We start from the raw sequence: 12,004 nt of genomic DNA, 5'->3' as shown, positions 1-12,004 counted from the left end.
GAGCCGGCGGAGTCCGCACGTCTACCCGCGGTGGTGTCCCAACACCGGCGCAGCCAGGAGCTGTGGCCCTGGCAGGAACCGTGGGATGACGTCGCCGCGCTGGAGCCGTGGGAGGAGATCCCCATCCGGGAGTCGCTCGCGGACCGGGCCGCCGCACCGCTGCAAGGCTCCTGGCGAGTGGCGGTCACCGGGCTGGCCGGCGGTTCGGGACGCACCACCGTCACCGCAATGATCGGCATGACGCTCGCAGGTGTCCGCGCTGAACCCGTGGTCGCCGTCGACCTCTCCGGTGATCTGGAGCGCACCGCGGACGCGACGGACCACGGCATGGACACCGCGTTCGGTATCCCGCTTGCGGAGCGCGCCGGCGCATGCCCGTCGGCGACCGTCAGCGACCTCGTCGCGGACGCGATCTCCTATCGGGCCCGCCGGGGTGGAGCGGCACGACCGGTCGGTGAACTCCGCTGGCTGATCAACGGTGGCACCGACGGCGCATACCCGAGTGAAGACTGCGCAGGCCTGGACGTCCTGCCTGGCTGCCGGCCGAGCGAACCCGTCGTGCCGGCAACTCCCCCGTCGGGCCGGCCACGCGCTGGCGCACCGGGTCCGGCCGGTCACACCGCAACGGGCCCGCCCGCGCTGGTGCCGGCCGGGGTACCCGGCCCGCTCACCCCCCAGGTACTCGCCTCAGCCTTCAGCACGCTGGAGTCGGCATACCCGCTCGTGCTCGTCGACGCCCCGCTCGACCCGACCTCGCCGCTGGCGTCGGTCACGCTCGGCGGAGCCGGCGTCGTCGTGCTGGTCGTGCCGGCGCTCCCCGGCGATCTCGCCGAGGCGGCAGCCGCGTTGCGCGGCTCAGGCGGTCCTCGGACGCACCCTGGCGGCCCGCCGCCAACCGTGATCGTCGCCGCAATATCGGTCCGGCGCGGCCGATGGTCGCCTCAGACCCGGTCTGCCGCGGCCAAGCTGGCTCGGCGGGTCGATGCGATGGTCCGTATTCCCTATGACGCACGGCTGGACGACACTGTTACGGAGGCAGCTCGTACCCGTCCGGGAAACAGCGCCAAGCGGGGAGACAACGCTGGTCGGGGGCAGCGCAACGCGGTGCCGATTCCGTTCTCCCGACTGCGGTGGCGCAGCCGGCGGGCGTTTCTCCGGCTGGCCGCCACCGTCGTTGACGCGTGCCGCGAGCCGGACGACATCGGCGTCGACAACAATGAGACCGACGACACAACCGCCGTTCACAGCCATGCCGTACATGATCGCAGCTCAGTTCCGGGCGTATCATCCGACGATCTGCGCGCCGACCTGAACCCAGGAAGGGAACAGCAATGATCGTTCAAGCCGCGACCGCGCAGGTAACGGTCGTCCTCGCCCAGGTTCAGATCAAGCCCGACGACACCAAAGCGCCTGGGATCAACGCGCTCAAGGATCTCGTCAACGGCCTCGCCGCGTATGCCGTGATCGCAGCCGTGGCTGCCGTGCTTCTCGGCGGCATCGCCTGGGCGCTCGGCGAGCGGATGGGCCTCGACCGCGCCTCGACGATCGGCAAGAGCGGTGTGCTCGCTGGCTTCGGGCTCGCCTTCCTCGTCGGGGCCGCGGCGGCCGTCGTCAACTTCTTCCTCGCGACCGGAGCGACCGCGTCGTCCGGCACCCCGGACCAGCCCAAGGCGCTGGACAGACCGGCTGTCGTCCGGGTCCTCGACCCCGGGGACCACGACCAGACGCCCCCGCCGTGGCCGTTCTGACCTGTTCCTGCCATCCCGACCGGCTGATATTGGGATGATGGGTCGGCTGTCGTTGCCGGAGCAGGCACGTCCATGGCTGTCACACCGAGGGAGGGGACGTTGGTCAACGAGCCTGACTGGGATGCACGCAGTCTCGTCGGCCTCCTGGCGGCAATCTGCGTGGTAGCGCTGATCGTCGGTCTCCTGCTCGGCCGCTATCTACTTCCCGCATCGAAGGCACCCGTTGCCCGGTCGCCGGTCGAGCCAGTGGGAAGCGCCCGGCCCGATGCGGAGGCGTCCACCGCCGTCGTGGCCAAGCCCAGCGACAGCGGTACCAGCCAGCCCGGGACCAACCCGCCCCAGACACCCGCCACCGCGACACCGGCCGGGCGCGGACTGCCGGGCATGCCGACCCGCACCAACGAATTCGGGATTCCGGTCGGCTACCCCCACACCGAAGCCGGCGCCATAAGCGCCTGCGGCAACTACGTCGCCGCCTACTCATTCGCTCGTAATCGGGAACCATCGCACATACATGCAGTATTGACATCAATATCCGAAACAGCAGCGGCAAGCAAACTCGCAGATCGCATCATTGAAGTTGACAAAAAGAATGCAACAAGCTTTGGTGCAACGTCTATTAACGATCCGAAAATCAGCTTCAACTCTCGCATTCTCGGATTCGAGGTTCAGCAGAAAACACTCGACGCTGTAACCGTGTCGATTTGGTCTTCAGCCAGCTTCGGAGCTTACGAAAATGCTGACGTAAACCTCCTCCCTCAAGTACGCTGGGGAACTGATACATGCGTAGTACACTGGCTCGGGGATGACTGGAAGATCGTAGACGCTAACGATGGTCCAGGCGGTCCTTTCATAACCGAAAGAGCTGCCGAGGGATACCAGCGGTTCACATACGTGGGAGGCCCTGGATCATGAATGCCCAGGTCGATGGCGCTAATGTAATTGCGATCAGCTTTAATCCGTTTACCCCTCTCAAGGGTAATATCTCTGATGGCACCGGGAGCTTTCTAGACTCGGTGGGTACGGCGTTCGCCAACATGGCGGCTGACCTGTCGGCATCCGTGTTCAGCTTCGCCGCGCAGAAGACCGCGATCGACCTGAACCAAGACTACGTCGTCAAGAACTACAACATCGTCTTCGGCGTGGCGATCCTGGTCGTCACTGGCCTGTTCATGTGTGCCTGTATTGTCGGCGCCGTGCGCGGGGACCCGCACATTCTCGGCCGCGCTCTCGCGTCCACCGGCACCGCGATCATCGGTTCCTTTGTCGTGCTGGCTCTCCTACAGATGCTGCTTTCCGCCAGCGACGGCATCTCCGAATCGTTCGGCGACGGCGCGCCGCTGGGCGCAAGCCTGGTGGCCCAGCTTCGAGCTCTCCCCCAACAGGGCAACTTCGCTCTCGACATGGTTCTGTCGCTGCTCGTCGCGCTGTTCTCGTTCGCGCTCTTCCTCGTTCTCTACATCCGCAAGGTAGCCATCATCGCGGTTGCCGTGTTCATCCCGCTGTATCTTGCCGGGCAGCCGGCGATGTCGACCCGCAACTGGATGAAGCGAGCGGTGGAGATCCTCGCCGCGCTCGTCTTCGCCAAGCCCGTCATCTATGCGATCTTCACCCTGGGCGCGAGCATTGCCAGCGACGCGACCGGGTCGGCCATGGACCAGACACTGACGATTCTCAGCGGCATTGTGATTATGGCCGCCGCGGTCTTCTCGCCACTCGCCCTCCTCTATGTGATCGGGATGGCCGACGTTCAGATCATGCAGGCGATCGGCTCGGCGGGTAAACGCGGCGCGGCAACGTTCGGCCACGGCGCGGGCGCGCTGCTCGGCTCGTCGTCGCGGGAGACCTTCCGGGGTATCGGCGGTCGGCTGCAGAGCCGACAACGGAGCGGGTCGGGGGTGGACGCGGGCCGGCCCGTCACCGGCGATCTCGCCCCGGTCAGCGCCGGTGGCACGGCCAGGGCGGGCAGCCGCCGCGGGTCCGCAACCGGCCCGGCGACTCGGGTTGGCACACCGACCGCTCGTGCACGTCAGACCAGCGGTGCTCAGGCCGCCGGTGCTCAGGCCGCCGGTGCTCAAGCCAGCGGAGGCCAGCCGGCCCAGACCGCGGCCCGGGCCACGGGTGGTGGTTCCGCGGCGCGCGGCGGCACCTCCGCGCGCGTTCCCCGAGCCGCGATTCCCCGAGCCGCGCCGCCAAGGGCTGCGGCATCGACCGGGTCGCCGTCGATACCGTCACGGCCGCCCGTGACGTCGCCCAAGGTGACCACACCGCCGCCGCCGATCCACCCGACCCGTACCGGAAGAAGCTGAGCCGGGCGTGGTCGCCGAACGCAGCTACCGCTTCGGGCCGCTGGAACGCGGCGGGATCCTGCTGGGCATGCGCTGGCCGCAGCTGGGGCTGATGGTCGGGGTGATGCTGTGCATCCTCGGAGCGCTGCGGTCTCCGGTCATACTGGCTCCTGGGTGGCTCGCGCTGGCGGGCGCCCTGGGGTTCATCGCGTTCGTCCGTGTCGACGACCGTAACCTCGATCAGTGGGTGCCGATTCTTGTCGGTTTCACAATGCAGAAGGTGATGGGCGAGACGGTGTTCCGCGGGGCGTTGTTCCGAACCGGCGATGACGCCGACCACCTCTCCAGGACCGCACTGCCAGGGCCGTTGTCATCCCTGGTGATGCTGTCGGTACCGGTTGGCAACAGCCGTTACGTGGCGATCGTGAAGGACGTCAGACGAGGGACGTTCACCGCCGTCCTGCAGGTGCAGGGCAGCCAGTTCGCGTTGCTGGAATCCGGTGACCAGCAGGCCAGAGTGGACGCCTGGGGCGAGTTGCTGGCCGGGCTGACCATCGGCGGCGGTCGACTGTCCCGGATCCAGTGGATGGAGCGCACCCTGCCGGACTCCGGTGACCAGCTGCAACGGCATTGGCGGGTCCGGGGCAACCATGACAGCTCCTGGGCGGCGCAGGCGTACCAGGAGGTCATCGACGCCGCCGGCCCGGTGGCACGGCGCCACGAGACCTTCCTGTCCTTCCAACTGCGGACCCGGGACGTACGCCGGGCGATCCAACGCGCCGGCGGTGGTGACCACGCGGCCTGCACGGTGCTGCTCGGCGAGCTGCGGACGATGGAGGCGGCGCTGGCCAGGGCATCGATCAACACGGTCGGCTGGCTGCCGCCGCGAGCCCTGGCCGCGGTAATCCGCACCACCTACGATCCCTACTCGATCGAAATGATCGATGCTCGCGGCGGTGCCGCGTCCGACCGGGCCGGTGGGCTCGCCGGCCTGCCCTCGGGTATCGATCCGGCGATCGCCGGCCCAGTTCGTGCAGTCGCCGCCTGGGATCACTACCGCACCGACTCCGGGTTCCACACCACATACTGGATCAACGGTTGGCCGCGGGTCCCGTCCCCGGCAGCATTCCTCGCGCCGCTGCTCATGGAGACGACCTGCCGGCGGACGGTGTCCCTCGTCGTCGAACCGATGCCGGGCCGCAAGGCCGAGAAGACCGTCAACCGCCGCCGGATGGCCCACCTCGGGGAGCAGCAGATGCGGGACAAGGTCGGTAAGGTGACGACTCAGCGTGACATGGCTGAGGCTTCCGAGGTGGAACGCCGTGAGCAGGAGCTCATCGCGGGGTTCGGCGCGTTCCGCTTCCACGGGTTCGTGACCGTCTCCGCGGACGACCTGGACGGCCTTGCCGAGGCGTGCGGCGAGGCCGAGACCCTGGCGTCGCGCAGCCGCCTGGAGATGGTCCGGCTGGTCGGCGAACAGGACCAGGGGTTCAGCGTTGCCGCGCTTCCGCTGGCTGTGGGGGTGTCATGACGGTCGACCGATCGCAGGGAGCCAGAACGGACCGGGCGGCCCGCCGGGAACGGGGGGAGCCGCAACGGGGCGAACGTGAGGCGGCGCGGGCCGAACGGGCCGCGGCCGGAGCCGAACGCGCGGCGATCCGGCGAGCCCGGGCGGCGCTGCGCCGCGGCGAGCAAGCGCCGCGCCTGGTCGGACCGCACGCCGGCCGGATCTTTCACAAACTACGGCTGCCGTCCCACATGGAGACGACCGCGCAGATCGCCGGCATCTACCCGTTCGTCGTGGACGCCGGCCTCAGCGCGCCCGGGATGTACATCGGGCGCCATGTCTGGTCGGGCGACTCCTTCGTCTTCGACGTGTTCGAGCTCTACCGCCAGCAGGTCATCGAGAACCCGAACTTCGCGGTGTTCGGCTCGGTCGGCTCGCGCAAGTCCTCCCTGCTCAAGACCTTGATCTCGCGAGGAGCCGCGTTCGGTTACCAGGCGGCGGTCCCCTGTGATCCCAAAGGCGAGTACACCCGGCTGGCGCGCCGGCTCGGCTGCGAACCGACCTACATCGGCCCGGGGCTGTCCACCCGGCTCAACCCGTTGGACGCCCCGCCCCGGCCGCCCGGGATGACCGACCCAGACTGGGCGCGGGAGCTCAAGCGGGCCCGTTCGGCACTGCTCTCCTCGCTGATCGAAACCGCGAAGGGAGTGCCGCTCACCCCGTCCGAGCACACCGCCGTGGATCTCGCCCTCGACGTCGTGACCCGGCAGATCACCGGTGCGTCCACCGAACGACAGGCCGTTCCGCTGTTGCCGCACGTCCTGGACGCGATGACGAACCCGACGGATGCCGACTGCTCGGGCCTGCCGGTGACCGCCACCGAACTGCGGGACTCCTCCCGGGATGCGACGTTGACGCTGCGCCGGCTCACCCATGGCGCGCTCGGCGGACTCTTCGACGGCCCGACCACATCCCCGCTGGACTTCGATCGGCCGATCGCCGTCCTCAACCTCGAGCGGGTCCAGGGTTCCGACGAGATGATCGCTCTGATCATGACATGCGCGCAGGCATGGATGGAAGCGGCACTCATGCGCCAGGACGGCGTCCAGCGCTATGTCGTCTATGACGAGTGCTGGCGGCTGATGCGCTTCGCGGGCCTGGTCCGACGGCTCTCCGCACAGCAGAAGCTCGCCCGCCAGTGGGGCTGTGCGAACGCGATCGTCGCGCACCGGATCTCCGACCTGCTCTCGGCATCGCCGGATTCGGTCGAGGTGGCCAAGGGTCTGCTCGCCGAAACGGCGATCCGCATCCTGTACAAGCAGGCGTCCGATCAGATCCCGGACACCCAGCGGGCGTTGGACCTCACCGACGTCGCCTCGGACATGCTGCCGAGGCTCGACCCCGGATTCGCATTGTGGCTCATCGGCAACCGTGCGTTCTACGTCGAGCACGTCGTCGGCGATCTGGAGATCCCGGTCGTCCTCAACGGCTCGAAGATGCACGGCGAGATCGACAACGTCAATCTCTTTCCCGAGGATGTCGACCCGGACCTGCTGGACGCCTACGACCATCCGGACCTCGACCATGACGACCGGGACGTCGACCCCCCAAATACCGGCGACAGTCCAGATGCAGACCAGCACGCCCAATACCTGGATGAGCACCGTGCCAGCGGCTACAGCGCGCCACCCCGGTACGGACCGGACGGGTTCACCGTCGACACGCCTTCCTCAGACGAGGACGGGTTCACGCCAGGGGGAGTCATGGACACGTTCCCCTATGGTCCGCTTTCCCGGGAAATCTAGCCGGCCAAGAGATCTGTACAAGGCCAAAGGCCGTGCGAACATAATTCTCGTCGCACGGCCGGAGGCCACGATCATGCCCCTCGATGCGGGGAGTTCTGCTCGCCGGGATCCGTCGACCAGGGCTGCTGCTGCTGCTGCGGCTGCCAGCCTGCCTGCGGGGTCTGCCAGCCGCCCTGGGGAAGCTGCTGTTGCTGCTGCTGCACGGGCGGGTATGCGTTCGGGTCCTGCCAGCCACCCTGCGGCGGGTATCCGGCCGGCGGGTACCCACCCGGCGGGATGTACCCACCCGGCGAGGCCTGATTGACGGTATTGACGTTCACCTGCACCGGGGCACCAGCACTGCTCACGGCGAGGGCGACGGCGACGACCCATCCCACGAGCGTCCAGCCGAGGAAAAGATTGATCATAAATACGGAGGCGACCTGCCTCTTGCGCACCACAGCGATAATTGTCGGAATAAAATAAAATGCGGAGCCGAAAACGATGAGGAGTAGTAGTCCGAATCCAGCGGCGGCGCCGGAACCACCGTCAGCAACAACGACATCCATAGTTTCCCCCGTGTTCATGATCATGATAGTTCACCCGTATGTTTTTGGTCACTGTAGCAGCGTTCGGTCGAAAAAGCACCGATACTCGTGCAGACACCGACACCGACACCGACACCGACACCGCTACCCGGCATCCGGCTCCCGCGGTTTCGTCAGAGTGATCATCTCAGGCTGATCGACGGCATCTCCCGCCGCCAGGCTCGGCGGAACAACGTGCGCGTCGATGGTCGGTGGCACCCTTTGTTGCTGCGGCGCCGGCGGTACGGCCTGGCGAGGGGTGGATGCGACCCTCGGTAGGAGAATGATGCCGGGGTTGCAGTCACCGAAGGCGGCTCGACGATCACCCAACGATGAGTCGACCAGAACGAACGCGGTCGGTGGAAGACGCTGGATCTGTGTGGGCTCGACGCTGAACTCGTAGACCCGCTGCATGACTGCGCCGTCCTGGCGGGAATCGGTGGTCGACAGACTTTCGGTATTCTGCCAGAACTCCGACAGGGCGACCGTGACCGACCGGTTCCAGCTGTTCGGCCTTCCACCCTTCCCTCGTGAACCACTTTTGCCCTCGGTTTCGGAGACGGTGACACTCCCCCCCGCGCTGGTTGACGTCCCAGTGGTGAGGCTGCTGCCGACCTGCCGCGTCACCTGCGAGATGACGAACGTGTGCCCGCGGCCGATGAACTCGGCGGCGGTCTCAGCTTCCTTCGCGTTTCCGAGTTGCATGATGAGTGTGGCGCTGTCGCCAGCACCGATGAGACGCTCGGTGCCGTCCGCGAGATGTTCGAAAAGGTTGACGAGGCGAATACCGGCGTTGGCCGCATATCTGGCCATACTTTCCAGCGCCGGTAGTCCCATCCGGTCCCCGCCCGCGACTACCAGGAGGTCGCGGGAGGCATCGCCACGACGGCGCCGGAGCTGATGCAGGACAACGTGGAACAACACCAGGTCGGCGAATTCCTTACGGGCTGTGGAGGCGTCGTTGCTCGACGTCGCGATGACCCGGAGCCCATGCACCGGCCACCAGGGCTGCGGCGCTGCGACCGCCGCCGTTTCGTCCCGGCCGGCGAGCCGCTCCAAACACGCCCGCAGGTAGTGGATTTCATTGTGGATCCGCTCGCCACCGCCCAGTGCGTCCATCCGGCTGGCGATGGCGGCCGCTTCCCCAGGTGACAGGACATCGCGGTCGTCCGCCTGGTCGCGACCCTGCAGCACTCGCAGACCCGCGGCGAGGCGGGTGAACGTAAGCGGCAGGTCCAGCCGGGTGGCAACGGTCGCGAGTATCTCGGCGTCAAGCACCCGAAGGGTCGGATCATCACCACCCCGGCGGGCGGTGTCAACGGCATCCGCGAGGAGCTCCGCGGCATCCTCGGGATCAACATCGTGCAGAAGCCCAAGCCTGCCGATATCGCCAGGAAGATCGACTCCGCTTACCGGACAGGCGGCCGCGGCGGCGAGCTGGGCGATGCCGTCTCCGATCCCACGCTCGCTGAAGTCGAGCAGGAGGATACCGCCGCCGGCCGACAGGACCGAGGACCCGACGGTCGCCAGCAGGCTCGCCCACCCGTCCCGGGTACCACCGAAGACGTCGATTCGGCTCGCGGTCGGCCGAGGCGCGAGCGCGTGGAACAACGGCGCGGCCTCCCGCCGGGAGTCGTCGGCAGCCTCGTGGCTTTCCACCGCCGCCCGCCAACCGGCGGTAGCCGACTGGTATCTTTCCCACTCGGCGTCACGATGAGCCTGCCACCCAGCCTTTTCCTGGGCGATTTTCCGCTTGAGCCGAACAATCTGGAAAACCAGAAATCCGATCCATCCTACGGCAATAAAAACCCAAGAAACCTCTCCGATAGCGAGGTAGCGCCAGCCAAGTATCAGGATAATACCGGGAATAATTAGACTCTTGGGGAGCTTACGCATGCGATTCGCGAGATCGTCTTCGTAACTTTTGGTATCCGGTGGCGATGGCTCATGCCAGACCGGTGGACGGTCATGAAGAGGGTGCGGGTTCACGCCGGGGTCCACGTACTCCCAGCCCCACCGTTCCTCCGGGACGAACAGGCGTCGGGCGAGTTCAGAACCGGACATCTGACTTCACGGGTTACGGCCCCACCCTTCGATGACTACGATCGCGCCATCCATGTAGACCTTGTCCTGTCAAGGTCACGATGGTAGTCAAGGTACCACCCAAAAGATCATCTATAGGCTGGTGGGCGGGTCGCGACAGCGGCTGCGACGGCTGCGGTCACGCCGAGCAGGATGCAGCACACGCCCGCGGCAACGACCGGCACATGGCGACTCAAGGTGGCCGCCGACAGCCAGACGCCGAGGCCGAAGACGGCTCCCAGGGCAGCCGCCGCGACCATCGCAGGCCGCGAGTGCTCGCCGTTGCGCAGCAGTCGGCGGGTCGATTCCAGGTAGGCGAGCGCAAACAGGGCGGCCAGCACCCCGCCTGCACCCATGGCGCTCGCCAGCGGTGTCTGCTGCGGCTCGATCGTCACATCCTGGACGTCCCTCCGTCCGTTCAGCCGGTCGAGCGTCACCCGGCCCGCAACGGCCCCTCCCGCCAGCCAGCGGGTGAGCGGCGGAGCCGTCACCGGCACCTGCCAGGGCTTCCCGGCGGATACCGACACCGACTCGCCGGTCGCGGTGCCCAGCGGGATGCCGGCCACCGACAGTTTCAGGCTCACCCTCAGCGTCCCGGACTCCACCGCCGTGCCGCGGATGTCCACCGGCTCGGCCAGGTCGATCCGCGCGGCCGCCGGCGGCGTGGCTCCGGCCACCGTGATGGCAGTGGCGCCGGAATCGGTGGCGACCGCCGGCCGCGACGACGGCCACAGCACGGCAACCAGTACAGCAAGTGCGGCCGCGACCGCGGCGAGCCCGGCCAGCCTGCGAGGGGGAAGCCCGGGCGGGTCCGCGCGATGTCCACGTCCTGAGCCCCGACCCGCCAGTTCGGGTACGGGCACGAGGGACGCAAAGTCAAGGTCGCCGATCCTCGGTGAAGGCTGCTCGTCCAGCCGGCCTGGAATGATCGTCACGAGCCGGGTGGACAGCGCGGACTCGTCGCGACGCACCGACCCGGACACCGACGACGCCAGGGCCGCCCGGACCGCCGGGGAGATGTCACGCACCGGCAGACCGGCCCGTTCCAGCCAGCCGGGGCCGAAAGCCCTGGACGCGGCCGCGACGCCTTCGGCCAGACGTTCGGCCGTTGCTGGCCTGCGGTCGGGGTCACGGGCCAGCCCACCCAGGAGCAGCCGCGCCAGCGCGTCCGGTACCCCGGCCCCCGGCGGCGGCGGATCGGCGGCCGCCTGTCTGCGCCGGAACTGCTGGAACCCACCGTCGGTGGGGTAGGGCAGCCTGCCGGCGAGCAGGTGGTACAGCATCGCCGCAGCCGAGTAGACGTCAGTGCGCACATCCAAATGATCACCACGAGCCTGCTCCGGCGACATGTACCCGGGCGTACCGGCAATCACGAACCGGCCGTCCCGAGAGGCCAGCGTGGTCTCCCCGCCGATTACCCGGGCCAGCCCGAAATCAGTCACCTTCACCACGCCACGGCCGTCGAACATGGCGTTACCAGGTTTTATGTCACGGTGCAGCAGTCCGTGGTCGTGAGCGGCCTGCACCGCGGAAAGGACAGCCAGCATAGCCGCGCAGGACTGTTCCATGGTGAGGCCGGTGCGGCGAAAACGTTGCGCGAGTGTCCCACCGGAAAGGTACTCCAGCACGAGGGCACAGACCTGTTCCGGGACGCCCAGCTCGCCGCCGGCCACTTCCTCGTCGGCGTACTCGTGCACCGTGACGATATGGGGGTGGTTCAGTCGGGCCAGTGCGCGTCCTTCTTCGCCGAACCGGAAGCGCATCTGGGGATCAACAGCGATCCGGTTCGGCAGATGCTTGACGGCGACATCCCGGTCGAGGCGCGGATCCCGCGCCGCATACACGACGCCGAATCCACCGCGACCGAGTTCAGCCCCGAATGTGTACCGCGGCAGAGCCGCTACCAACGCCTGCGGAGGCAGCGCGAGATCGGCGGTCACGAAGGCTCACCATAATGGACACCCGGCTCATGATCCCAGACTCGATCGGTAATCCCGGAACGATCATC

General features: G+C 67.5%; 8 protein-coding genes and 1 pseudogene. 6 read left to right on the top strand and 3 right to left on the bottom strand.

Annotated features, from left to right (window positions below):
* The 6 genes and pseudogenes from U9977_RS13175 to U9977_RS13150 form a co-directional block, all read left to right on the top strand.
* Positions 1-1,335: pseudogene (locus U9977_RS13175) on the top strand (hypothetical protein); the annotation flags it as partial.
* Positions 1,332-1,748 (top strand): DUF6112 family protein, encoded by a 417-nt coding sequence (locus U9977_RS13170; RefSeq protein WP_322749536.1) that lies wholly within the window; start codon positions 1,332-1,334, stop codon positions 1,746-1,748. The pseudogene U9977_RS13175 and the gene U9977_RS13170, both read left to right, overlap by 4 nt.
* Positions 1,749-1,847: 99 nt before the next feature.
* A complete protein-coding gene (locus U9977_RS13165) occupies positions 1,848-2,663 on the top strand; it encodes a hypothetical protein (RefSeq protein WP_322749535.1) in 816 nt (271 codons plus the stop codon).
* Positions 2,664-2,764: 101 nt separating this feature from the next.
* Positions 2,765-4,057 (top strand): hypothetical protein, encoded by a 1,293-nt coding sequence (locus tag U9977_RS13160; protein WP_322749534.1) that lies wholly within the window; start codon positions 2,765-2,767, stop codon positions 4,055-4,057.
* 7 nt (positions 4,058-4,064) lie between these two features.
* Positions 4,065-5,567, top strand: a complete 1,503-nt coding sequence (locus U9977_RS13155) for an SCO6880 family protein (protein ID WP_322749533.1) — start codon at positions 4,065-4,067, stop codon at positions 5,565-5,567.
* Entirely contained in the window at positions 5,564-7,348 is a 1,785-nt protein-coding gene (locus U9977_RS13150) for a conjugal transfer protein TraC (RefSeq protein WP_322749532.1), read from the top strand. The genes U9977_RS13155 and U9977_RS13150 overlap by 4 nt, the downstream gene beginning before the upstream one ends.
* 71 nt (positions 7,349-7,419) lie before the next feature.
* Here U9977_RS13150 and U9977_RS13145 read toward each other — a convergent pair whose 3' ends face one another.
* The 3 genes from U9977_RS13145 to U9977_RS13135 form a co-directional block, all read right to left on the bottom strand.
* Entirely contained in the window at positions 7,420-7,896 is a 477-nt protein-coding gene (locus tag U9977_RS13145) for a superinfection immunity protein (protein ID WP_322749531.1), read from the bottom strand.
* A 123-nt stretch (positions 7,897-8,019) separates the two neighbouring features.
* Positions 8,020-9,978 (bottom strand): hypothetical protein, encoded by a 1,959-nt coding sequence (locus U9977_RS13140; protein ID WP_322749530.1) that lies wholly within the window; start codon positions 9,976-9,978, stop codon positions 8,020-8,022.
* Between the two features lie 107 nt (positions 9,979-10,085).
* Positions 10,086-11,936: a serine/threonine-protein kinase gene (locus tag U9977_RS13135; RefSeq protein ID WP_322749529.1), complete on the bottom strand. Its 1,851-nt coding sequence runs from the start codon at positions 11,934-11,936 to the stop codon at positions 10,086-10,088.
* Positions 11,937-12,004 lie beyond the last annotated feature (68 nt).

Source organism: Protofrankia sp. Cas8, assembly GCF_963555845.1.
In the GTDB taxonomy this organism is placed as follows: Bacteria; Actinomycetota; Actinomycetes; order Frankiales; family Frankiaceae; genus Protofrankia.
Note: the sequence above shows the minus strand (reverse complement) of the source record. Positions and strands in the feature narration are given on the sequence as shown.

Excerpts from the sequence above, each read along its gene's own strand:
- U9977_RS13170 (WP_322749536.1), top strand. The coding sequence starts at position 1,332 with ATGATCGTTCAAGCCGCGACCGCGCAGGTAACGGTCGTCCTCGCCCAG.
- U9977_RS13150 (WP_322749532.1), top strand. The coding sequence starts at position 5,564 with ATGACGGTCGACCGATCGCAGGGAGCCAGAACGGACCGGGCGGCCCGC.
- U9977_RS13145 (WP_322749531.1), bottom strand. The coding sequence starts at position 7,896 with ATGGATGTCGTTGTTGCTGACGGTGGTTCCGGCGCCGCCGCTGGATTC.
- U9977_RS13140 (WP_322749530.1), bottom strand. The coding sequence starts at position 9,978 with ATGTCCGGTTCTGAACTCGCCCGACGCCTGTTCGTCCCGGAGGAACGG.